Here is a 22,030-nt window from a genome sequence, read left to right on the forward strand (position 1 = left end):
GATGTGAAGAACGAGGCAGCTTATCTCTCTATGTTGGGTAGAGATGCTGCACTCTGTCAGCCTATTCATCGGGAATGCGATTGCGCAAGTCGGTATCACGGAAGCGTTCCTTAGTAATGCCGTAGCGCAAGTCGATATAACAACAGCATTCCTTGGTAATGCTGAAGCCTAAGTCGGTATCACGGAAGCATTCCTTAGTAATGCCGTAGCGTAAGTCGATATCACGGAAGTGCTCCTTAGTAATGCCGTAGCGCAAGTCGGTATAATAACAGCGTTCCTTGGTAATGCCGTAGCGTAAGTCGATATAACCAAAGCATTCCTTAATTGAACAACTGGAGTAGTAGGAAAAATGCTTTGGGTAAATACGATTGACTCTATCCAAGCGATCGCGCATTGAATGCACAGTTTTCTGGAACGGGTTTCTATCAACAAGAAATCACCATTTGAGTATGAAAGGACTCAGTATGAACTCTGGCTCAGGGATTAATAGTAAAGATTTCCTAGAAAGATAAAGAGTATTCTTATCTCTGAGGTTATCAGGCTGACATTTCACCGTATGACATGCTGCATAGAGGTGTTATACGAATCTCTGTCCGTCTAAGATTCCAATTCAGAGGAGATATTACAGAATAAGATGGAATGAATCTGTCTAAACAAGAGTTGGGCTGCTTCATATCTCGGTAAGGACAGTAACCCAATTTCACTGTTGGGGAAGCGAGGCTTTAGGATCGAGCAAGTATATCTATACAGTCTCGTTAACCGAGGAGCGAAGTAGTGAGCCGAATTGTTTTAACCACTATTGGATCTTTGGGTGATTTGCATCCCAAACTTGCGATCGCGCTTGAATTACGGAAGCGTGGTCATGATGTCGTGTTTGCAACTCACAAAGAATATCAAGACAAAATTAAGGCTCTCGGTTTCGAGTTTCATCGAATACGTCCTGACAACACTGCGCTTAATGATCCACAAGAAATGGCGCGGATGATGGATCTGAAAACAGGTACAGAATATGTCATCAAAAATTGGGTTTGCGCGAATCTACGTGAGACTTACACCGACTTAATGGTCAGTGCCGAAAATGCAGACTTCATCATTACAGGTGAAGGAGTTGTAGCGGCTCGATTAGTAGCAGAGAAATTAGGAATTCCGTGGGCATTCGCTGTCCTACAGCCTGCCTCATTTCTTTCGGTTTATGATCCATCCGTCTTACCTGTTCTGCCATTTCTTGCCAAATTACGGGGGCTAGGTTCTCTCGCTAACCGAGGCATTATTCAACTGTCGAAAGTGTTGTCTAAATCCTGGGCAGAGCCAATCCATCAATTGCGACGCGAGCTTGGCTTGCCACCTCTCACAGGAAATCCATTCATCGATGATAAGTACTCGCCTTATCTTGTGTTAGGACTATTTTCTTCAGTATTCGCAAAGCCTCAACCCGATTGGGCAAAGAATACAGTGCTCACCGGATTTGCATTCTATGACGGCAGCGAAGGTGAGACAGAACTTGCACTAGAACTCCAGCAGTTTTTGGATCGGGGCGATCCCCCAGTTGTTTTTACTTTAGGTTCAGCCGCAGTGATGGCTCCTGGTCGTTTTTATCAAGAAAGTGTTCAAGCCACAAAGCAACTGAACCGCCGTGCTGTTTTATTGATGGGTAAAAATACTCCTCCAGAGGATCTGCCAAAGAACATATTTGCCATGAGTTATGTTCCATATTCTCAAATTTTTCCGCGTGCTTGTGCGATCGTGCATCAAGGTGGCATCGGCACAACAGCGCAGGCATTACGGGCAGGTCGTCCAACGCTTGTAATGCCTTACAGCCACGATCAACCAGATAATGCGGCAAGAGTTGAACGATTGGGAACATCGCGGACAATTCCTCGAAATCAGTACACAGAAGAACGAGTAGCCAAGCAATTACGTCAGTTATTAGAAAATCCCAGTTATGCAGCTAAAGCTTCAGAAGTTGAAGGTATTATCCGAACAGAAAATGGGGTTGGTGTGGCATGTGATGAGATTGAAAAACAACTTCAAGCTGCTTCAATCTCATCGTAAGCACCTATCTCACTCATCCCAAAATTCTTGAACTGCTGCGCGATAGAGCCACTAACGATCTCGATGAGCAACTGCAAGAATGGGCACAGGAGCAATTAAAGAACGCAATGTAAAATCAACAACGGAGGAAAACTCTAATGGCTGAGAATACTGTGAAAGTAGATATTTCATTTCAATCACTTTTAGAAGCAATTTCATCACTGGAAATTAATGAAAAGCATAAGCTTTGGGAACTTTTAGAAGCTGAATTATTCTCCGATGATGAAGACTCTCCAGAAGACATCGCTGAAATTCAAGCTGCCCATGCTGACTACAAAGCGGGTGACTACACCACATTTGACCACTACGTAGCACAGCGAGCAAATCGATCGGCATGACCTACACCATAATCACGCCTAAAGCTGTGCAAAAACAGCTAGATGCTTTGCCTAATGACGTTTACGATCGCATTGCTGTTAACATCCAACAACTTGCTGAAGACCCACGTCCCGATGGAGTGGTCAAAATGAAAGGTACTGACAATGAGTACCGTATTCGTATCGGTGATTATCGCGTTCGTTATGAAATCGACGATAAAGGGTTGCTCATTCTCCTACTCCAATGCAAACACCGGAAAAATGTTTACAGAAAGTGATAGTTCTTGTCTCAATTTGAACTGCTCTCTAACAAAACCGAGAACCTCGTAGCGGACGGCAGCACAACAACCGTGTCGCAACGGATAGTTCAGACACCTCGGTGGTGACGCGAAGGTTACTAGCCGCCGTTGAACATGAACGTTAGGCCTCAAACAAGGATGCTATGGGGCAAACGCATGGAAGTTTCGATCCCTAGAGGTCTAGCATCTCAGCCCTTCATCGTTCTTGCTCACGTGACCTAGAATCCTTGCTGAACAAGAACCCACTTTCTATACCTTCGCTCTAGCTCCACATCCCTTTATCAGCCTTAAACCCTGAAGAAAGAGCTATCATAGCCTTTGTCTGTATCAGGTTTGGCTATGGGAAGGCAACGCGGATTATTGCTATTAATCTTGGCACTGGTGATCGCCTCAATCGTCGTTATTGTTAAAGTGCCAACTCGCTTAGGACTAGACTTGCGGGGAGGGTCTCAACTTACCATTCAGGTAAAACCCACCGAAGAAATTAAGAAAATTACAGAGCGAGAACTCGAAGCCGTTCAAAAAGTAATTGAAGGGCGGATCAACGGATTAGGAGTGTCTGAACCTGTGATTCAAACCGCAGGCGAAGATCAAGTACTCGTTCAACTTCCAGGAGTTGATAATCCTCAACAAGCGGAACGAGTCTTGGGCGGAACAGCGCAGCTAGACTTCCGTTCAGAAAATCCGACTCAAATCGCATTTTTACGAGTCCGGCAAGAAGAACTGCAAGAATTGCAGACAAAGCAACCCGCCTTAGAAAAAGCGGGCGACCAAGCCGCGATCGCGGCCAACCAAGCCGCGATCGTCGCGAAAGAAAAGCAGGTCGAGGATGCAGTCAAACAGGTTTATGAGAAAACGGGGCTAGACGGACGCTACCTTAAAGACGCCCGCACCGAACTCCAAGGCAACGTTTGGGCAGTCGGCATTTCCTTCGACCAAAAAGGAGCCGATTTATTTGCAGCCCTCACCAAGAAAGCGGCGCAAACCAACACCCGTTTGGGAATCTTTCTCGATGACAAGCTGCTTAGCTCTCCCAGTGTTGATCCTGCTCAATTCGCTCAAACAGGCATCACCGGAGGTAATGCTGTCATTACCGGAAACTTTACGGCAGAATCAGCTAGAGAGTTAGAGCTACAGCTTCGCGGCGGTTCGCTTCCGGTTCCGATTCAAATTGTCGAGAACCGAACCGTAGGTGCAACATTGGGTCAAGACAGTATCAGAAGCAGCATTATTGCGGGTATCGGTGGTTTGACGCTTGTACTGGTGTTTATGGTTGTCTACTATCGATTGCCCGGCGTCATTGCCGCGATCGCGCTGGTCATCTATGCCTTGCTTACCTTTGCCGCATTTAATCTGCTTGGCGTCACCCTAACCTTGCCTGGAATTGCAGGCTTCATTCTCAGTATTGGGATGGCCGTCGATGCCAACGTGCTGATCTTTGAGCGCACCCGCGAAGAAATTAAAGCGGGCAAGACGCTCTATCGCTCGGTTGAATCTGGATTCTTTCGCGCCTTCTCTAGCATTCTCGATAGCAACGTCACGACGCTGATTGCATGTGCCGCTCTGTTTTGGCTCGGCGCAGGTCTCGTTCGAGGCTTTGCGCTAACGCTGGCTTTGGGAGTTGTCATTAGTATGTTTACAGCCATCACCTGTAGCCGGACACTCATGCTCTACGTGCTGAGCATTCAAAGTTTGCGAAAGCCAGAACTCTTTTGCCCCAACATTCCTAACAAACCGTCGGCGGAGGCAACCTCATGAAACTAAGTGTTATTCGTCAACGGGGACTTTGGTGGGCTATTTCTTCAGCATTAATTCTGGCGGGATTGGCCGCAATGGCGATTCTCTGGACTCAAATTCACGCACCCTTGCGTCCTAGCCTAGATTTCGTCGGAGGAACTCGCCTCCAATTTGAATTAGATTGCACAAAACCAAATAATTGCGATCGCCCGATTCAGACGGCGGCGGTTCGCGATGTGGTAGATGCTCAAGGACTGGCTGGCAGTACCATTCAAGTTCTCGGACAAGAGCAACATGCGGTCACGATTCGGACGACGAATCTGGATGTGGATCAGCGATCCAAATTGCAATCTGCTTTAGAGTCAAAAATCGGAACGTTTGATGTTAAGAAAACTCAAATCGATACGGTTGGACCCACGATCGGTCGTCAACTCTTCTCATCGGGCTTACTCTCGCTGATTGTCGCCTTTGCCGGCATCGCGCTGTATTTAACCATTCGGTATCAGTTCGATTATGCCATCTTTGCGATCGTCGCCCTTCTCCATGATGTGCTGATCACCGTTGGATTCTTTGCCATTCTGGGTCTGATCAACGGTACAGAAGTCGATAGTTTATTCATCGTGGCGTTGTTAACGATCGTCGGTTTCTCGGTGAATGACACAGTTGTGATTTACGATCGCGTCCGGGAAACGATTGCGCTTAATCCCGGTCGTCACATTGACGATATTGTTGACGATGCTGTAAACCAAACGTTGACGCGATCAATTAACACGACGATGACAGCATTGCTGACCTTAACTGCCCTCTTCTTATTTGGGGGAGAGACGCTGAAGAACTTTGCCCTGGCGTTAATTGTTGGATTCACGATGGGCGCGTACTCCAGTATTTTCGTTGCTAGTACATTGCTTGCCCTGTGGCGAGAACGGACTGGAAACGCGATCGCGCCTGTCAACGCAACAGCAACCGAAGCGAATGTCTCTAAAGATCCACTAGGGTAGCGTCTACAATATGCACGACCCGCGCTCATCCGACTCGTCACCTTCTGATCCAACGTTTCAAACCTTGGTGCGCAAGTTGCACCGATTAACGGTACTTGGGAGATGGATCGTTGTGACTGGGTTATGGCTCACGGTTGGCCTGTTAAGCTTGTGGAGCTTACGAGGGTCTATTTCTCTGCTGCAACAGTATTTTACCTGGGCCGCCGTGCGTCACGGACTTGCTCGTCAGCCCATCGCGGCAATCGGGTTAGGTCTCTGCGTTGGCATGACCGTAAGTACTCTTGTTTGGCAAAGCCGAAATATTCTCTTTGGTCTTTCAAAAGTTGAGCAGAAGAGGCTTGAAGCTAAAGTACTCAAAATTCGCCATCAAGGAGCGAATCATCCGCTCTGGAAATGGATTAATTAGCATTAGCGAGACGCTAGAGAAGTTACTAACCTAGCCAAACCTGAAAAAGGGACGCTCTTTTTGAAGAAGCGTCCCTTTACTTATCAATTCAGCGTTCTGCTTAAAAAGGTCAGCAGACCCAGTAGAAATCGCTCAGTCTAGGCAACCTTAGCGCTTGAGCAACTTTACCAAAGCGCCCGCACACCGCCACCAGACTCAGTTCCCCCCTGAGAAGGAGTTGCTCCAGGAGTCGTTGAATCATCAGGAATCGTTGTATCAGGCGTTGTTGTGTTATCAGGCGTTGTTGTCGAAGGAATGGTTGAATCAGGCGCTGTTGGAACTGTGTTGCTGGGGCTTCCAGGTGTTACAGATCCGCCAGGAGTTACAGACCCACTAGGCGTAGTCGGCACGATCACATCGCCCGTTCCACTGCCTGAACCAGGCGTAACTTGAGTTCCTGAAGAACCGCCAGGAGTAGTTGTTTCGGTAGTCGAGTTGGTGTCTGGGGTACTGCCATCCGTATTGCTGCCTGGACCTACGTTAGAGGGGGAAGCAGGAGTAGACCCGTTATTAGGAGTGTTAGGAGCAGTTTGCTGCAGGGTGGAGCTTCCAGATCCCGGCTGAGACAGATTCTGCTGAGACATTCCTGGCTGAGCAGCGTCACCTGTATTCGTGCCATTGTTGGGAGTGTTAGGAGCAGTCTGCTGCAAGGTGGAGCTTCCAGGTCCCGACTGACCTAGATTCTGCTGAGAAAGTCCTGACCCAGACGGCAAGTTTTGAGTCGAGTCTGACGAAGAACTGCCAGGAGCCTGCATGCTGTTGTTCGAAGAGCCAGACATACCCGGCATAGCGCTGCTATCTGGAGCCGTGGTGCTGCTAGATGAGAGTGCTCGATTATAGGGAGCTTCGTTAAAAATGCTGGGGTTCGGATTAACTTTTGCTAAAGAAGGTGATGAATTGCGGGGCGTTTCTTCGCTTGTGCCGCTTGTAGGAGCCGACATCATACCCGGCGTAGTTTGATCTGGCGTTGCCTGAGCAAGACTCTTGTTATAGGGAGCTTCGTTAAAAATGCTAGGTCTAGGATTGAGGGGAGAGGACTGTGCTAGTGCAGGAAGCGCCAAAAAGGAACCCACACCTGCGATTCCTAATGTACCTGCTAATTTCGCAACGCCTTTTATGTTGAATAAGTTACTAAACACACGCTTCTTTCCGTTCATTTGGTTCTCCTTGATGTACTGAATCTACATGCCCGAATGGATTGGTGGGCTACAGGCTGCGATTATTTTTTGCTGCCAGTGAGAAATTAAGTCAAATCGTCACCACAGCTTTGAAGTGTAAGGATTAGCGATCGCTAGGCTCTCCCCCAATGGTTTGATTTTTCAAATCCAAAATGAATACTTGTCTTTAGTCACGAACGGTCACTTCTGTACCAATCGGAATTTTGGCAAATAGTTCGGAAATATCTTTGTTGTACATGCGGATACAACCATGAGACGCAGCTGTACCAACCGATTTGGGAGTTGGCGTGCCATGAAACCCAATCCAGTTCTTCCCGTCTGTCCAGAATCCAAGCCAATATTTTCCTAACGGATTTTCTGGATCGCCGCCCTTCACTACTTCTCCAGTTAGGGGATGAACCCAAGTTGGTTTCTCAATTCTCTGCTGAACTTTATAGCTTCCTTTGGGCGTCTCCCAGCCAGGACGACCCACCGCGATCGGATAACTTTTAACTTTGGTTTCTCCCTGATATAGCGTGACACGCCGCTGTTTTAGCTGAATTTCTAGTCGAATAGGTAAGGTTGCAGCTTTTGTAGATGGAGTAGTTGCAGATTGAGTAGTCAACGGTTCAGCCAACGATTCAACCGTTGATTCAACCGCTGATGTAGGAGTCGTTTGAGCCAAAGCAGAGGGGGTGACTGCGATACAAGCTCCTATAGGAAACACGGCAATAAGCCATTGAGCTTGCCGAACAACTAACTTCAGCATCAATTTTTGGGAAGAAAACTACATCAATGAAACAACCAGATTTGGGATGGGTGTTTCATCCATCTATGGCTAGAGCCATCTATGAATAAAGGCATAAAAGAATTTTCACGCCTTGATTCATTCTTTGCCGCCAGCTCCTGTTTGTTATGATGCGTAACAGATAAGACAGGAGATGAAACGATGCCTGATGAGGTATTTACCCAAGCAATTAGCGATCGCATCTGCAACCACATGAATAAAGACCATGCGGATGCGGTGTTGGTCTATGCAAAAGTTTTTGGCAAAGCAGATGAGGCGAGTGCTGCTGAGATGGTCGCGATCGATGCCGAAGGAATGGATCTGTCTGCCCAAGTGAACGGGCAAGCTGTTCCGGTGAGAGTTAAGTTTGATCATGTGTTGGAAGATGCAAAAGACGCTCACACGACGCTTGTTGAAATGTTAAAGGAAGTGCCTCAAGCCTCGTAGTAATTCTCCGAAGCTCGCTGTGCGATTCTCCGAAGCTCGCTGTGCGATTCTCCGAAGCTCGCTGTGCGATTCTCCGAAGCTCGCTGTGCGATCGCGCTCTGAAATGGGAATTACAAAGAGCAGTAGATGCTCTTGAATATTTGGTAGGGCGAACAGTACGTTCGCCCTTTTTCCATGCTTCCTATTGATGCCAATATGAACGCTCAATCTCCCCGTCATGTTTTCGTCTTTTTAGAAATTTTTTCGCGTGAGGGAGGAATTCAGTCTTATGTCAAAGACATCTTGAACGCTTATGCCGCGCTACCCGCGCGCGGAGATGTCTTTCTTCTGCGGGACGGCGCAGAGGTCGAGAACTCGTCAGAGCATTCAAATCTGAAGTTTCACTACTTCAAATCAAAGTCAGCCCTGTTAGGACGGACGAGACTGGCGATCGCGCTCTTTGTGCATCTGCTGAACCATCGTCCTGATCGAGTGTTCTGCGGTCACATTCTACTCACTCCGTTGGTTCAAACCTTGTGTCAACCCTTAGGAATTCCATACACGGTGCTGACCTACGGCAAAGAAGTCTGGGAACCGCTTTCACCCACCAAGCAAAACGCGCTTCGCAAAGCGGAGCAAATTTGGACGATTAGCCGCTATTCTCGCGATCGCGCTTGTGCGTCCAACCAAATTGATCCTCAGCGGTTCCAATTTCTGTTCTGTGCGGTTGACGGAGCGGTGTTTACTCCTCAAGCCAAATCACCGGAACTGCTAGAGAAGTATGGACTACGGGACGCTAAAGTTTTGATGACGGTCGCACGGTTGTGGTCAGGCGATCCGTATAAGGGTGTTGATGTGACGATCCGCGCCTTGCCCGCGATCGCACAGCGTTTTCCGAATGTGAAATATCTGGTGATTGGTCGCGGCGATGACCAACCCCGACTAGCGCATTTAGCAGAAGATTTGGGAGTCCGCGATCGCGTTATTTTCGCGGGCTTTGTCGCCACCGAAGATTTGCCGCCGCACTATTGCCTCGCCGATGCCTATGTGATGCCCTCTCAAGAAGGATTTGGAATTGTCTACCTTGAAGCGATGGCATGCGGCGTTCCCGTTCTGTCAGGTGATGCTGACGGTTCTGCTGATCCGTTGCAGGATGGCGCGTTAGGGTGGCGCGTGCCCCATCGCGATCCGGTGGCAGTGGCGACAGCGTGTGTTGAAATGCTCCAATCAATGGATCAACGATGTGATGGTGCATGGTTGCGTAAGCGGTGTTTAGAGCTATTTGATAAAGCTGCGATCGCTCAAAAGGTACGCGAATTAATCGATGAGGCGTAATCGGCTGAAAGGCTCTCTAGCCCATCAATTTCAGTAACTATTTCTTCTTGAGTTAGTGTTGTCATAAGCGTCTTTCACCACGAAGCGGGTCGAAGATCTCCCTCATCCCACCAACAGGACTGCCATGATGATGCACTAGATACCATTGCTTTGCCGTTCGCTCAAACACGTTGGTTGCCATCGATCGCACTTGAAGTTGCCGCCGCCCTACCACTTGCAATACTGTTTCGATCAGCACAACATAAGCTAGATCGCCGTTGATTTCAACTGTGATTATTTCTGTATTAATCTCGATATAGTTTGTATTGCGAAAGATCTGTTGCCAGGAATCAGAAATGCGTTCCCATCCTCGTAATGCTTCTCTCCCTGGATGAATGCAAATACTTCCCGCACCCTTTGACCAAACTGCATTCATGGCGTCCAGATCTTTCTTCTCAAAGGCTCGATAAAACGCATGATTAACGGCTAAAATATCTTGTTCTTCACTCATGCTCAATTGTGGGAGACACTTGATTCTATTTTCAGGCATCATGATTAACGCGACTATATTGTGATGTAGCGGGTGATGGTTCAAACTGTGATAGCTCAAACATTAGTCATTAAAATTGGTACGTCTAGCCTGACGCAACCGGATTCAGGACAGTTAGCCCTCTCTACGATCGCATCGCTGATCGAAGTTCTGTGTGAACTGCGGCGGCAAGGACATCGCGTGATTCTGGTGTCGTCGGGAGCCGTTGGGGTTGGCTGTGCGCGACTAGGCTTAACCGAGCGTCCGAAAGCGATCGCGCTCAAACAAGCCGTCGCTGCCGTGGGTCAAGGGCGGTTGATGCGAATTTATGACGACCTGTTTACCGCCATGCAGCAGCCGATCGCGCAAGTCCTCCTCACCCGTGGCGATTTGGTCGAGCGAAATCGCTACATCAATGCCTATCAAACGTTTCAAGCTCTACTGCAGTTGGGCGTTGTGCCGATTGTGAATGAAAATGACACCGTTGCCGTTGAAGAACTCAAGTTTGGCGACAATGACAGCCTATCGGCACTCGTAGCAGGTTTAGTCGGCGCAGATTGGCTCTTTTTGCTCACCGATGTCGATCGCTTATATTCTGCCGATCCGCGTCGCAATCCCAATGCTGAACCAATTATTCGAGTCCAGCGCATTGAAGAACTAGCTGGCGTGAACACCGGGACATCAGGGACAGCTTGGGGTACAGGAGGCATGATTACCAAGATTTCCGCTGCCCGAATTGCAACGGATGCAGGCGTGAGAACCGTGATTACCCAAGGACGCTCACCCGAAAATCTGCTCAAAATTTTGGCTGGAGAATCGATTGGAACTCAGTTTGAACCCCAGCCCCGCCCGATTAATGCGCGCCAGCGCTGGATTGCTCACGGCCTAATTCCAACTGGAACGATAACTTTAGACGAAGGAGCCGTAAATGCGGTGCGGCAATTAGGACGCTCTCTTCTAGCGGCTGGCATTATTGGGATTGAAGGAGAATTTGAGAGTCAGGATGCGGTGAGGCTCTGCGATCGCGCTGGACAAGAAATCGGGAGGGGGTTAGTTAACTACACTAGCGCCGAACTGCAAAAGATTCGAGGTCGGCGCTCAGACGAAATTGCAACGATTCTAGGCTATGCGGGTGCTGAAACCGTTGTGCATCGAGATAATCTTGTTCTGAATTCCTGATCGATCTCGGTCTGTAGCAGCTCAGACAGGTTTCAAAAGTTCAAAAACTGATGTGCGTAGCATTTACCTCTCATTCCGTCTGAATCAGCTTACAGAGAATGCCCTTTTGGCTAAATTAAGCAGATCACGACTTGCAATGGAAATACGATAGCGATACCCTAAGCGTTACTCAATGCTCGTGAATCAAAAATTTTCCTGTGACTTATTTAACTCCATCTCAGTCAGACCAGTTCTCTGTTCTCGGCTTACCCGTTCATCTCCTGAATGACTATCCGAGTTGGTTAGCCGATCGCATTGAGCAAAGGCTGGGCTGTCACGTTGTCACCCTAAATGCTGAAATGACGATGCAGGCAGAACATAGCCCAGCACTAGCTCGCATTATTCAAAACGCTGAACTGGTGATTCCCGATGGAGCCGGAATCGTGCTTTACCTCAAGTTGCACGGTCGGCATGTCAATCGCTGTCCCGGCATTGAGCTTTCGGCAACTTTACTGGCGCGATCGCCGCAGTCCAATCCGCCTTGGTCAATTTTCTTTTTTGGCGGTGCGCCCGGAGTGGCGGCAAAAGCGGCTGAGGTTTGGCAACAGAACGCACCAGGAATTGCGATCGTAGGCACTCAAAACGGCTACCTCACGCCCGATGAGGAGCCTGCCTTTCTACATAGGCTAAAGACACTGCAACCTCAAATCATCTACGTTGGCTTAGGGGTTCCTCGGCAAGAATTGTGGATTGCTCAGCATTGGCATTGTTGTCCAAACTCAATTTGGATCGGCGTGGGCGGCAGTTTTGATATTTGGGCAGGGACGAAAACCCGCGCCCCAAAATGGTTTTGTGACAATCATCTAGAGTGGGTTTATCGCCTCTATCAAGAGCCGTGGCGCTGGAAACGGATGTCAGCGCTGCCCAAATTTGCTTGGCGATCGCTGATCTACCGCCTCACAAAACGAAATCCGGTGATTGTCAGTAAATTCTGAGACAAACCGGAGGGTGAGGGGGTGACAGACCTCAGTAGGTACCCAGACGCCTGCTAAAAAAAATTGATGTAAAAGATGGGTAACAGTTAGTTTATAGCGCTTTCAGGGCGTTCTATTGCTAGCTTCTGATTCGCTAACCCTTCTTTTCTACCCCACCATGACGCAAGTTCTACCCCATCCCCCTACAACTGATGCTCGTCCTGCTGCTGCGGTACAGGTAGGGGTTCCTCTAGAGCAACCCTCAAGCAATCAACTCGCCCCAAGCATCATTCAACTACGGCGGGTCAGTAAGGTCTATGACAACGGTAGCCATGCCCTAGTTAACATTAATTTAGACATTAGAAAAGGCGATTTTCTGTTTATCACAGGCCCGTCTGGCTCAGGGAAGTCAACGCTATTAAAGATGCTATATGGCGATGAACGCCCATCGGACGGAGAAATTATTGTCGATAAAGAGTTTCCACATCAGTTGCGGGGTAACAAATTATCGATGCTGCGCCGCCGTATCGGGATTGTGTTTCAGGATTACAAGCTAATTCCGCGCCGGACTGTAGCAGAAAACGTTTCGTTTGTGCTGTGGGCGCAGGGCTATAACCGTCAAGAGATCGCGCGCCGCTTACAGCCTGCTCTCAAGATCGTAGGACTGACTGACAAAGCCAATCGCTTCCCGGAAGAACTCTCTGGTGGAGAGCAACAGCGAGTCGGCATTGCTCGTGCGATCGTGGCTACTCCGCCGATCTTACTAGCAGACGAACCTACCGGAAACCTAGATCCCGATAACTCCTGGCAAGTTATTAAAATTCTAAAGAAGCTCAACCAGCTTGGCACTACCGTGGTAATCACAACCCACGATGAGAATCTGATTCGCTTGTCTAATCATCCTGTCGTGCAGATTCGGAACGGTAGACTCTATCGTTAGACCAAATCGGGAGGCCGGAGTTTACCCTACGCTTGCTCCATCCAATCGAAAATTTGATCGAGTTGAGCGATCGTAATCAGCCCATACTGCCAAAGAATCATCGGTAGATGCGGTAAATGAGCGCTGCTAGAATCACCGTGACGCACTGCCAAGTCGATCGCAGAGGTCGGTAGCGCTAACTCTTCTTTCAAAAACCTAATAAAATCCCGCCGTCTTTTTGTTTCCATTTCAAAATCGCACCCTTATATAAAAAATGAGAAATGTTAAAAGAATTGTTTAACTGTTTTAGCAGCTTCCTATCGACTTCGTATCATCCAAAAGGGTTAGATTACCAGGATTAGAGTATCAGCCGATTGAGCCAAAATTTAAGCCACCGAATTCACGATTTGGCGTGATCTGACGCTGCTGTACGTAGAAACACGGCTATTGTAGCTCATGAATTGCCCAAGTGTTCTGATCAGTTCATGTTTTGAGCGGGCACTTTAGAGGAATTACGTTCAGGGTCAGACTATGCCATCGACGCAGCAACTCATCATTTGGCGCAAACAAGCGGCCAACCGCATCTACCAATTGATTACAGGCTATACCGGAGAAGCACTTCAACCGACTGATTCACATGCCGACACGTTGTTACGACGGCTGAGCAATTTGCCTGAGCGACCCAGCGATCGCGCTCCCTACAAAGGCAGTTTTCCCGATGTGAGCATCAGCGTTGGACGAGTCAAAACTGCGAATCGACTCAAACAACTCATCATCAATATTAAAGGCGACAGTCTGCAACCCCAAGATGGCTGGGTGGACGATGCCTTGCGATCGCTACTCACGCTGCCCCTTAGAGGAGGCAACCCACCTTATGCAGACATTATTCCAGCAACCCCTCTGCCGTCGATTAGCTTCAATCAATTGTTAAAAATGGCGCTCTACGCTGATCCAGATCGCGTCAAACGCTTGTATCCTCATCTGCTTCTAACAATGGCGGAGTATGACATCACGACCCCTCTTAGAGAAACTCACTTTCTGTCGCAACTCATTCATGAGTCCGGTTCCTTCCATTATGTTGAAGAGATTGATCCAGGCGACTACCTTGAAGGTCGTACCGATATTGGCAACACTCAACGGGGAGATGGTCGGCGCTACAAAGGCAGAGGCTTGATTCAGATTACGGGTAGAACAAACTACGAAGCGTGCGGACAAGATCTAGGAGTTGATTTGATTAACAATCCCGTCTTGTTAAAGAATGATGATTTAGCTTGCCTTAGTGCAGGCTGGTTTTGGCAGAAAAATAATCTGAATGAGTATGCGGATGCCGATGATATAGAGATGGTCACTCGGACGATTAATGGAGGTCTGAACGGATTTGCAGAGCGGCAAGAGTACTTAGCGATCGCAAAGGAAGTGCTTCGCGCTTAGACTCGCTTAGAAAAGCGACTGAATGAGAGTAAATGATATAGTGCAAGCCGGACGGATTAGGCAAGTACGGCTATGGGCATTTCTGACATTACAGTTAAAACCATCGACGGCGTAGACAAAAAACTAGGTGACTACGCAGGCGACGTTCTTCTGATCGTGAACGTGGCATCTCAGTGTGGGTACACGCCTCAGTACAAGGGCTTGGAGCAACTGAGCCAGCAGTATAAAGACCAAGGGTTGCGTGTACTGGGATTTCCCTGTAATGATTTTGGGGCACAAGAACCGGGCACAAATGCAGAAATTCAGCAGTTTTGCGACCTTAACTACGGTGTCACCTTCGAGCTATTCGATAAAGTTCATGCCAAAGGCGCAAATCAGCATCTGCTGTACAAAACCTTGACGGATTCCGTGACTCCCTCTGGCGCAGTTAGCTGGAACTTTGAGAAATTTTTGATCGACAAAAAAGGTGAAGTGGTGGTTCGCTATCGCAGTGGTGTGACTCCAGATAGTCCAGAATTGGTGGATGCGATCGAGAAAGAGTTGGCGAAATAGACGCTCGTCGCCTTGATCAACGACGCCTTTTGACCTGAGCTAAATCGCTTGCTGAGTGTCCTTCCCCTAGAGCGCTTTATGTTTCTATTTCTCTCGAAGTTGCTGCCGATCTTCCTCTACCCGCTCGGACTAAGTTGCCTGCTGCTCGTTATCACGTTTGTTTTGATTCTTCAGAAGCGATCGCGCCTCGCGCTCATTCCCCTGATTGTGGTGCTAGGGTTGCTGACGTTGAGCGGCAGTGCGCGGTTTAGCGACGCCCTTGTGAAATCTCTCGAATTCCAAACGATTCCTCAGGGCCAGTTGCCAAAAGCCGAAGCGATCGTAGTGCTTGGCGGGGCAACAGAATCTGCGATCGCGCCCAGACCGTGGGTTGAGTTGCGTGAAGAAGGCGATCGCGTGTTATATGGGGCGAAACTCTACCGCGATGGCAAAGCGCCGAAGGTTATTCTCAGTGGCGGACGGGTCGATTGGCGAGCGGGCAGCGCGTCTGAGTCGGAAGATATGGCAGTTCTGATGGAAACAATGGGCGTACCGCGATCGGCAATGCTGCAAGATCCAACGTCTCTCAATACCCGCGAGAATGCAGTAAATGTGAAGAAAATTATAGACGCTCAAGGCATTCGACGAGTGTTGCTTGTGACCTCTGCAATGCACATGCCGCGATCGCTCTTAATTTTTCAGAAATTAGGCATTGATGCTATTCCTGCCCCCACGGACTACACCGCACTGACGCTCGATCAAGCCAGTAAAAACAGTACAGAAGCTGCCATTCTAGATGCGTTGCCCGATGCTGATCAGCTCCGTCGCACGACGCGAGCGTTGAAAGAATACATTGGTATTTTTGTTTATCAGTTGCGAGGCTGGGTATAACCATCCTAAACACTCTAATAGCTAGCTCGAATCGCTTCTCTAAACTGTAAAACAGCATCTAAAGGTTCCGGGTTAAGCACGAACGATGCCAGTAACTCCAAGTCTAAATTTGGCAAAAACTCGCTGCGAATCATTTGCTCATAGTGATTGCCTCTAAGACAGTAAACTGAAAATTTATTATTTCTCCAGAACCATACTTCCGGTACTTCTAGTCCCTGATAGACTTCAAGCTTATTAATGCCACCACTTGTCTTGACAACCTCGATTGCAATATCGGGAAACTCTTTTTCAGTTCCAATGCAGTAACACTCGTCAGGCTCAGCCCCTCTTGATTTTGCCTTTTTCCGAAACGTCGTAGAACCCAACGGATAATATCGAATCTGATTCTCTTGAAAATAAGCTTCCAATAACGAGCCGATCGCAGATTTGTTCGATTCGTGCCTTCGGCTTGGAGACATCAGTTCTAGAGTTCCTTCTAAATAAGTCACATGCAGTCCCGGAAAATCGTCTCCTATGTCTTCAAGTAGCGCTTCGTATTGCTGCCAGCTAATATCTGTAAAGATATGGCACTGCGCCGTATCTTCTGAATCAGGCTGATTGAGGAATCGCTCTAGGAGTTCAAGATGCATAAAAAGGAAGCGGGATTTACTCTAGTTTTACCTACTTCTTAAACCTTACGAATGCATCTTGACCGAAGGAATAGACTTCTTAGGGTTCTCTAACGGGACACTCCGCCGCGCCGCTTCGACAAACCGACTGACTCGAATTGGATCGATCGGGTTTTCGCGCTTGCCTTGACGCTTGAGCGAACTCGACACAATCACCCCATCTGCTGCGTGCATCAGGTCAGAAATATTTTCCCAGTCGGCTCCACTGCCGATAAACACCGGAGTTCCGTTGGCAGCAGCACTAGCGAGTTCAAGATCCTCTCGGCTCGTCGGGTTACCCGTCGCCCATCCAGACAGAATCACCGCATCGGCTAAGCCGCGTTCGATCGTATCTTGTACTGCTGTCGTCAAATTCACCGACCCCAGAGGGCGAGCATGTTTGACTAGCACATCTGCCATAATTTTGACATCGCTGCCCAACTCACGACGATAGCGCATTAGCTCGTGAGCGCGACCCTCGATCAAGCCCTGATCGGTCGCCATAATGCCCGTCCAAACGTTAACGCGGATGAATTGAGCCTGCACACAGGACGCGATCGCAAGCGCACTGCGGGCATCATTCCGTAGCACATTCAGCCCAATGGGCAGCGTCACGAGGTTCATCAGCCGTTGCACCACAACCGTCATCGCGCTCACCACCGCAGGGTCAACTTGATCCTTTGGAAAGGGCGCATCAAAAAAATTTTCGACAATCATGCCATCGACGCCACCTGCCGCGAGAGCCGTTGCTTCTTGCTCTGCTCGATCGATCACCGCTTTGAGACTGCCTCCCCAACGCGGAGACGTGGGCAACGGCAGCAAATGCACGACGCCAATGACGGGATTCGGAGTTTTGAATACTTGGTTTAAGTCCACAATGCCTAAACAATGCCTAAATAGTAGAATGCCTAAACAATCGGCTTTCTGAGCAACATCACTACTGAAAATGATAACGTCTTAGCGCACCCGAGGAGACCCCACCATCTTCATAAACTGCTAACCTCTGATTTTAGACACGTTGATTATGTTACTCCACCTCAGTACCTGGCAAGAAGTCGAGACCTATCTCGAACACTCCAGAGGAATTATTTTTCCGATCGGATCAACTGAACAGCATGGCCCTACCGGACTGATAGGAACGGATGCAATTTGTGCAGAAGCGATCGCGCATGGAGTTGGAGACGTCACCCAAGCCCTCGTTGCGCCGACCATTCAGGTCGGCATGGCGCTCCATCATACCGCTTTTCCGGGAAGTATTAGCCTCCGCCCCAGCACGATGATTCTGCTCATTCGTGACTACCTCACTTCTCTAGCAAAAGCTGGATTTCGCAAATTCTTCTTCATCAACGGACACGGTGGAAATGTCGCGACCCTAAAAGCCGCCTTTTCTGAAACCTACGCTCATCTGGCAGAAATCGGCATTCCTCACAGCCACCTAATTCATTGTCAAGTGAGTAATTGGTATATGGGCAGTTCGGTCTATAAATTAGCAAAAGAATTATACGGCGACCAGGAAGGCTCTCACGCAACGCCGAGTGAAGTAGCGCTAACGCAGTACGTTTATCCAGCATTCATTAAACACGCGCCCCTTAGTGAAGCTGTATCAAAAGACCACCAAATTTATAGCGCCGTCGATTTTCGTCAGCGATACCCCGATGGACGAATGGGGTCAAATCCTGCCCTAGCGACTCCAGAACACGGGCAGCAGTTCTACCAGTTAGCGGTTGAGGAAATGAGTGAAGCCTACTTCAAGTTTTTGGCCGCCGCATAATTTAGCGCCCGGTAGTGTTGTCGTGATCAAGTGTTGTCATGATCAACATGTCCATAACACTACCGTCTCCAAGCAGGCAGAGAGTAAAATCTGCGTAGAGCCAAGCTCAATTCGTCAAAATTTGGTTAATTTGGCTGAGCAATTCCTCCATCGGCAACGGCGGAAGAGTATGGGTAGAAAGGCTATTCAGCACCGCAAAAACCTCATCCTCTAACTGGCTCGACCGAGCGCCATTTGCCGTTGAGTAATGGTCAATCACGAGAACAGGCGGCTTGTGAGGCAACTGTTCGATCGCATTCAAGACATCTCGGCTAGAGTCGTCCAAATCAGTTTCATGCCAATAGACCAGCAGCAAATCGACGCTTCTAGTTTGAAGTTTTTGCAGCGCTTCGGCGTGCGATCGCGCCACCATTCCCCGAAACCCAGCCGTTTGCAGGTACTGTATCAGCGCTTGCAGCCATTCCGACTCTTGGAGATGGGCGTCCTTCACATTGCCTAACTTCGCCGCATCGAGCGCCAACACCAACGGACGCCACGCAAACCCTGCCGCAACCTGAATCACCTGAAGTAATGCCGATGTTTCTGACTGTTCAGCAGAAACCGATGGCTCCACGAGGGGCGCTAGGCACGGAAAGACGGTCAAGCCAGACACTTGGTTCGCCGCTTGAGTGGTAGCAATATCGAGCGTCACGAGGGGCAGGGAGGAAAGAAACGATTGCTCTCCCAACCGCTTTAAATATGCAGCCGGATCGGGCATCGCTGGATCAAGCACAACGACATTAGGCTTCCAAACCTGGGCGAGTAGCTCCGCTTGCTCTAGATCATCGGCTTCGAGAACGCGGTAGTTGTGGCTATGCAGCAGCGCATTCAGATCGATCGCCGCTTTGGGGCTTGAGCGATGTAGATCGGCATACCGGGTCGGACTGATTCGCAGCACAACTAAGTTTGACTCAGGCTCAGAGGACTCAATAGACGCTGCTTCAGTAAATTGGCTGAGAATCTGCTTAAGCGGCTTTTTAGCAATGGGCAAGCTTAAAAACCCATCCGCCTGATTGCGGTAGGCAGAGGTGCGATCGTTGCGAGTCCCCATCACAATCACAGGAATGCCTCGCGTTTGGGCATCGGCCTTTAAAAGCGTCAGCACATCCCACCCCGATAGAGTCGGTAAAAGCGGATTGAGAAACACTGCGCAGGGCTGCAAGCGACGAGCTTTTTCGACCGCTTCGGTTCCTGAGCGAGCGACGACGAAGCGATAGCCGAGTTCACCCAGTTGCTGAGCCAGGCTTTCGAGCGATCGCACCACGGCTTCTACAATCAGCACCAACCGATTTTGAGTCGGGCGATGAATCATTCCACCAATGGTTCGAGTTGGCTGCGGGTGCGTCGGCGGCAGCAACAGAGTAAATTGGCTGCCCTGATGTTCTTCAGATGTAAAGGAAATATCGCCACCGTGAAGCCGCGCTAAGCGTTGCGTCAGCACAAGTCCGAGTCCCGCCCCTTCAAACCGTCGCGTCAACGGGTTCTCAAGCTGCTGGAATTTCTGAAAAATAAGATGTTGTTTTTCTGCTGGAATTCCAATTCCTGTATCCCACACAGTAAAAGCGATCCAGCCTTCCCATAAGCTCACATCCAGCCCGATGACTCCCGAAGCCTCGGTGAACTTCAACGCATTGGAGAGGAGGTGAACCAGCATTTGACGCAGCCGCAATTCATCTGCCACCAATGTTTCTAGCCCTGGTTCGATCGTGTAGCTAAAGGCAGGACTCCCTGAATCCGTGTCTGATTCGTGTTCTTCAAAACAGAGGTTCTGGGCTTGCTCAAAGGCGCGATCGCACACGGTTGCGATAGTCACTGGCTCTAGGGCTAACTCTAATTGCCCACTTTCCATGCGGGTTAGATCGAGAATGTCATTCACGATCGTCATCAAATGCCGCCCGCTTTTGTGAATCAGGTTGGCATAGCGCACCTGTCGCTCATTCAGCGAACCGGACAACTGGTCTTTGAGCAAACCCGATAAGCCCAGTACTGCCGTGAGCGGCGTTCTCAACTCGTGGCTGATGCAGGCTAAAAACTCATCCTTCAACCGATTGAGGTGAACTAAATCTGCATTTTTAGCCGCTAATTCTCTAGCCAGATGATGCTGCTCGGTGACATCCTGCGCTAGCACAAGCCACAAATCTTCTTCGGGCAAGGAGGGAGATGGCAGGCGCATTCCGGGTGGCACTCCATCTAGCGTTGCCAGCTTAAACGGCGACTTTGACCACGATGGGACAGCTGAGAATATCTCTAACTCCCGCCCCAATAGTAAGTCACCTAGCGGAATCTTGATAAACTGTAGAGTCCGTTCTTGTCCACTCTTTAATGGGCAAACGCAAATACAGGTATTGGGAGTGGCACCTACCTGGCACGAACCCACCGCCAGAGGCGGCTCCTCATCCGAATGCCCGACCGTATTTTCTAACGACTGCCGGTTGACGTCGGCTTCGGGCGGCGGCATCGTATATTCTAAAACGGCGGCGGCTTCGCGTTGCAGCCAGCCCGGATCGACTAAATCGCCCAACTGCTGTTGCCAGTGTATGTTTCGAGCCACGACATCGCCTGCTGTCGTTTGCAGCATGAGCGGCAACGGTAACCGCTCTAGAAATTGCATTAGCGATCGCAGCGCCGCGACTGGCTCTGCTAAGCTCCTCGGAAGCGCTGGTTTAGTCGAAGCGACCAAAGAATGCGATTGAACCTGAGTCCGGAGCTGATCGATTTGCCAGCGCAACTGCCGCTTCATGCGCACCATATCAGCGGGCAATTCAGCGGCTTCTGGTAGGCCTTCTGGTAGGCCTTCTGGTTGAACCGGATGCCGCTTAGAGATGTTGGTCAGCGTCGTTAATTTTGCACCCGCTCCATTGTCTTCATTGAACTCTAAGGATATTCTTTCAAGGTCGCGGGTTCGCACCGTGTCAAGACTAGTTCTCAAGCTACCGTCTCGGTCGTTTGAGGTCGCGATCGCTAAGAACTTTCGCAGGTAGAAAATATCGACAACGCCCAAATAGTTGCGATCGCAATCAATGACTGCCCAAAATCGCACTGGAGAATACTCCAGTTCTGCCATGTAATCGCTCAGCCTCTGATCCTGCACAACACAGGGCAGCGAGTCAGTCTTCAGTAACGTTGAAAGGGGTTGGTGGGCGTAATCTGCTCCCAAGAAAGGCAGCAGTTGGCGGAAATGAACTAAACCAACAGGATAATTCGAGTCGTCAATCACCACGACGCGATCGTACGCCTGCTGGTGAACTATTTCAGCCGCGATCGAAATGCCTGCCGAGGCGGAACAAACGGGGGCAGGTTCAATAAACTCACGGAACTTAGCATTGAGTATAACCATTGAGACCTGCCGTGGAGCTAAACATCGAGAGCGCCAACGCCTACATGTTAGCCAGTTGTCAACTCTGTGCGAATGAAAAATTAGGTATTGTTACCAGAAATACAATGATTTAAGACAATTTATTAAGCCCTAAATACTATGCCTTTTGCAGAACCTTGTTGCAGAAACTTCATTTCAGCCTTTGCCTTCATGTAGTTTCTTAGTTTCTTATGTGTTAGGAGAACCGCTTAGT

The 22,030-nt window shown here is 49.1% G+C and carries 23 protein-coding genes; 15 read left to right on the forward strand and 8 right to left on the reverse strand.

Features of this window, described 5'->3' with window-relative positions:
• Window positions 1-61: 61 nt before the first annotated feature.
• Entirely contained in the window at window positions 62-394 is a 333-nt protein-coding gene (locus AC5JLB_RS06275; protein ID WP_495872990.1) for a hypothetical protein, read from the reverse strand.
• A 380-nt stretch (window positions 395-774) separates the two neighbouring features.
• Here AC5JLB_RS06275 and AC5JLB_RS06280 point away from each other — a divergent pair, with 380 nt between their 5' ends.
• The 6 genes from AC5JLB_RS06280 (at window position 775) to AC5JLB_RS06305 (ending at window position 5,848) form a co-directional block, all read left to right on the forward strand.
• Window positions 775-2,052 (forward strand): glycosyltransferase, encoded by a 1,278-nt coding sequence (locus AC5JLB_RS06280; RefSeq protein WP_495872991.1) that lies wholly within the window; start codon window positions 775-777, stop codon window positions 2,050-2,052.
• 137 nt (window positions 2,053-2,189) lie between these two features.
• Window positions 2,190-2,429 carry a hypothetical protein gene (locus tag AC5JLB_RS06285; protein ID WP_495872992.1) on the forward strand — a complete coding sequence of 80 codons (240 nt, stop codon included), beginning with the start codon at window positions 2,190-2,192 and terminating at the stop codon, window positions 2,427-2,429.
• Complete coding sequence (locus AC5JLB_RS06290) at window positions 2,426-2,686, forward strand: type II toxin-antitoxin system RelE family toxin (RefSeq protein WP_495872993.1); 261 nt, start codon at window positions 2,426-2,428, stop codon at window positions 2,684-2,686. The genes AC5JLB_RS06285 and AC5JLB_RS06290 overlap by 4 nt, the downstream gene beginning before the upstream one ends.
• 360 nt (window positions 2,687-3,046) lie before the next feature.
• On the forward strand, window positions 3,047-4,465 hold the full coding sequence (gene secD / locus AC5JLB_RS06295; protein ID WP_495872994.1) for a protein translocase subunit SecD: 1,419 nt from the start codon (window positions 3,047-3,049) through the stop codon (window positions 4,463-4,465).
• Window positions 4,462-5,442 carry a protein translocase subunit SecF gene (secF, locus tag AC5JLB_RS06300; RefSeq protein ID WP_495872995.1) on the forward strand — a complete coding sequence of 327 codons (981 nt, stop codon included), beginning with the start codon at window positions 4,462-4,464 and terminating at the stop codon, window positions 5,440-5,442. The genes secD and secF overlap by 4 nt, the downstream gene beginning before the upstream one ends.
• Before the next feature lie 10 nt (window positions 5,443-5,452).
• A complete protein-coding gene (locus AC5JLB_RS06305) occupies window positions 5,453-5,848 on the forward strand; it encodes a hypothetical protein (RefSeq protein WP_495872996.1) in 396 nt (131 codons plus the stop codon).
• Window positions 5,849-6,012: 164 nt separating this feature from the next.
• Here AC5JLB_RS06305 and AC5JLB_RS06310 read toward each other — a convergent pair whose 3' ends face one another.
• Both AC5JLB_RS06310 and AC5JLB_RS06315 read right to left on the reverse strand, forming a co-directional pair.
• Complete coding sequence (locus AC5JLB_RS06310; RefSeq protein ID WP_495872997.1) at window positions 6,013-7,044, reverse strand: hypothetical protein; 1,032 nt, start codon at window positions 7,042-7,044, stop codon at window positions 6,013-6,015.
• 187 nt (window positions 7,045-7,231) lie between these two features.
• Entirely contained in the window at window positions 7,232-7,813 is a 582-nt protein-coding gene (locus AC5JLB_RS06315) for a L,D-transpeptidase (RefSeq protein ID WP_495872998.1), read from the reverse strand.
• Between the two features lie 180 nt (window positions 7,814-7,993).
• Between AC5JLB_RS06315 and AC5JLB_RS06320 the strand changes: the two genes are divergently transcribed.
• Window positions 7,994-8,278, forward strand: coding sequence for a DUF2470 domain-containing protein (locus AC5JLB_RS06320; protein ID WP_495872999.1), 285 nt, complete (start codon window positions 7,994-7,996; stop codon window positions 8,276-8,278).
• A 174-nt stretch (window positions 8,279-8,452) separates the two neighbouring features.
• Window positions 8,453-9,592, forward strand: coding sequence for a glycosyltransferase family 4 protein (locus AC5JLB_RS06325; RefSeq protein ID WP_495873000.1), 1,140 nt, complete (start codon window positions 8,453-8,455; stop codon window positions 9,590-9,592).
• 61 nt (window positions 9,593-9,653) lie between these two features.
• Here the strand turns inward: AC5JLB_RS06325 and AC5JLB_RS06330 are convergent, their stop codons facing one another.
• A complete protein-coding gene (locus AC5JLB_RS06330) occupies window positions 9,654-10,082 on the reverse strand; it encodes a nuclear transport factor 2 family protein (protein ID WP_495873001.1) in 429 nt (142 codons plus the stop codon).
• A gap of 75 nt (window positions 10,083-10,157) precedes the next feature.
• Here AC5JLB_RS06330 and proB point away from each other — a divergent pair, with 75 nt between their 5' ends.
• From proB to ftsE, 3 genes are all read left to right on the forward strand, one after another.
• Complete coding sequence (gene proB, locus AC5JLB_RS06335) at window positions 10,158-11,279, forward strand: glutamate 5-kinase (protein ID WP_495873002.1); 1,122 nt, start codon at window positions 10,158-10,160, stop codon at window positions 11,277-11,279.
• A gap of 197 nt (window positions 11,280-11,476) precedes the next feature.
• On the forward strand, window positions 11,477-12,253 hold the full coding sequence (locus AC5JLB_RS06340) for a WecB/TagA/CpsF family glycosyltransferase (protein WP_495873003.1): 777 nt from the start codon (window positions 11,477-11,479) through the stop codon (window positions 12,251-12,253).
• A 157-nt stretch (window positions 12,254-12,410) separates the two neighbouring features.
• Window positions 12,411-13,172 (forward strand): cell division ATP-binding protein FtsE, encoded by a 762-nt coding sequence (ftsE, locus tag AC5JLB_RS06345; protein ID WP_495873004.1) that lies wholly within the window; start codon window positions 12,411-12,413, stop codon window positions 13,170-13,172.
• A 26-nt stretch (window positions 13,173-13,198) separates the two neighbouring features.
• On the opposite strand, the gene AC5JLB_RS06350 is transcribed toward ftsE, so the two are convergent.
• A complete protein-coding gene (locus AC5JLB_RS06350) occupies window positions 13,199-13,399 on the reverse strand; it encodes a DUF2949 domain-containing protein (protein ID WP_495873005.1) in 201 nt (66 codons plus the stop codon).
• Window positions 13,400-13,682: 283 nt separating this feature from the next.
• Between AC5JLB_RS06350 and AC5JLB_RS06355 the strand changes: the two genes are divergently transcribed.
• From AC5JLB_RS06355 to AC5JLB_RS06365, 3 genes are all read left to right on the forward strand, one after another.
• On the forward strand, window positions 13,683-14,582 hold the full coding sequence (locus tag AC5JLB_RS06355; protein ID WP_495873006.1) for a glycoside hydrolase family 19 protein: 900 nt from the start codon (window positions 13,683-13,685) through the stop codon (window positions 14,580-14,582).
• Between the two features lie 72 nt (window positions 14,583-14,654).
• Window positions 14,655-15,134 (forward strand): glutathione peroxidase, encoded by a 480-nt coding sequence (locus AC5JLB_RS06360; RefSeq protein ID WP_495873007.1) that lies wholly within the window; start codon window positions 14,655-14,657, stop codon window positions 15,132-15,134.
• A 78-nt stretch (window positions 15,135-15,212) separates the two neighbouring features.
• Complete coding sequence (locus AC5JLB_RS06365; protein ID WP_495873008.1) at window positions 15,213-16,004, forward strand: YdcF family protein; 792 nt, start codon at window positions 15,213-15,215, stop codon at window positions 16,002-16,004.
• A 14-nt stretch (window positions 16,005-16,018) separates the two neighbouring features.
• Here the strand turns inward: AC5JLB_RS06365 and AC5JLB_RS06370 are convergent, their stop codons facing one another.
• Window positions 16,019-16,633, reverse strand: a complete 615-nt coding sequence (locus AC5JLB_RS06370; protein WP_495873009.1) for a Uma2 family endonuclease — start codon at window positions 16,631-16,633, stop codon at window positions 16,019-16,021.
• Between the two features lie 45 nt (window positions 16,634-16,678).
• The gene (gene btpA, locus AC5JLB_RS06375) at window positions 16,679-17,527 is read right to left on the reverse strand and encodes a photosystem I biogenesis protein BtpA (protein WP_495873010.1); all 849 of its coding nucleotides are present in this window, start codon (window positions 17,525-17,527) and stop codon (window positions 16,679-16,681) included.
• 148 nt (window positions 17,528-17,675) lie between these two features.
• On the opposite strand from btpA, the gene AC5JLB_RS06380 reads away from it, so the two are divergent.
• The gene (locus tag AC5JLB_RS06380; RefSeq protein WP_495873181.1) at window positions 17,676-18,422 is read left to right on the forward strand and encodes a creatininase family protein; all 747 of its coding nucleotides are present in this window, start codon (window positions 17,676-17,678) and stop codon (window positions 18,420-18,422) included.
• Window positions 18,423-18,528: 106 nt separating this feature from the next.
• Here AC5JLB_RS06380 and AC5JLB_RS06385 read toward each other — a convergent pair whose 3' ends face one another.
• Window positions 18,529-21,798, reverse strand: a complete 3,270-nt coding sequence (locus AC5JLB_RS06385; protein WP_495873011.1) for an ATP-binding protein — start codon at window positions 21,796-21,798, stop codon at window positions 18,529-18,531.
• Window positions 21,799-22,030 lie beyond the last annotated feature (232 nt).

This window comes from Myxacorys chilensis (assembly GCF_059505265.1).

Coding starts and splice junctions, on each gene's coding strand:
- AC5JLB_RS06275 (WP_495872990.1), bottom strand. CDS start 394: ATGCGCGATCGCTTGGATAGAGTCAATCGTATTTACCCAAAGCATTTT.
- AC5JLB_RS06285 (WP_495872992.1), top strand. CDS start 2,190: ATGGCTGAGAATACTGTGAAAGTAGATATTTCATTTCAATCACTTTTA.
- AC5JLB_RS06290 (WP_495872993.1), top strand. CDS start 2,426: ATGACCTACACCATAATCACGCCTAAAGCTGTGCAAAAACAGCTAGAT.
- secD (WP_495872994.1), top strand. CDS start 3,047: ATGGGAAGGCAACGCGGATTATTGCTATTAATCTTGGCACTGGTGATC.
- secF (WP_495872995.1), top strand. CDS start 4,462: ATGAAACTAAGTGTTATTCGTCAACGGGGACTTTGGTGGGCTATTTCT.
- AC5JLB_RS06305 (WP_495872996.1), top strand. CDS start 5,453: ATGCACGACCCGCGCTCATCCGACTCGTCACCTTCTGATCCAACGTTT.
- AC5JLB_RS06310 (WP_495872997.1), bottom strand. CDS start 7,044: ATGAACGGAAAGAAGCGTGTGTTTAGTAACTTATTCAACATAAAAGGC.
- AC5JLB_RS06315 (WP_495872998.1), bottom strand. CDS start 7,813: ATGCTGAAGTTAGTTGTTCGGCAAGCTCAATGGCTTATTGCCGTGTTT.
- AC5JLB_RS06320 (WP_495872999.1), top strand. CDS start 7,994: ATGCCTGATGAGGTATTTACCCAAGCAATTAGCGATCGCATCTGCAAC.
- AC5JLB_RS06325 (WP_495873000.1), top strand. CDS start 8,453: ATGCTTCCTATTGATGCCAATATGAACGCTCAATCTCCCCGTCATGTT.
- AC5JLB_RS06330 (WP_495873001.1), bottom strand. CDS start 10,082: ATGAGTGAAGAACAAGATATTTTAGCCGTTAATCATGCGTTTTATCGA.
- proB (WP_495873002.1), top strand. CDS start 10,158: ATGGTTCAAACTGTGATAGCTCAAACATTAGTCATTAAAATTGGTACG.
- ftsE (WP_495873004.1), top strand. CDS start 12,411: ATGACGCAAGTTCTACCCCATCCCCCTACAACTGATGCTCGTCCTGCT.
- AC5JLB_RS06350 (WP_495873005.1), bottom strand. CDS start 13,399: ATGGAAACAAAAAGACGGCGGGATTTTATTAGGTTTTTGAAAGAAGAG.
- AC5JLB_RS06355 (WP_495873006.1), top strand. CDS start 13,683: ATGCCATCGACGCAGCAACTCATCATTTGGCGCAAACAAGCGGCCAAC.
- AC5JLB_RS06360 (WP_495873007.1), top strand. CDS start 14,655: ATGGGCATTTCTGACATTACAGTTAAAACCATCGACGGCGTAGACAAA.
- AC5JLB_RS06365 (WP_495873008.1), top strand. CDS start 15,213: ATGTTTCTATTTCTCTCGAAGTTGCTGCCGATCTTCCTCTACCCGCTC.
- AC5JLB_RS06370 (WP_495873009.1), bottom strand. CDS start 16,633: ATGCATCTTGAACTCCTAGAGCGATTCCTCAATCAGCCTGATTCAGAA.
- AC5JLB_RS06380 (WP_495873181.1), top strand. CDS start 17,676: ATGTTACTCCACCTCAGTACCTGGCAAGAAGTCGAGACCTATCTCGAA.
- AC5JLB_RS06385 (WP_495873011.1), bottom strand. CDS start 21,798: ATGGTTATACTCAATGCTAAGTTCCGTGAGTTTATTGAACCTGCCCCC.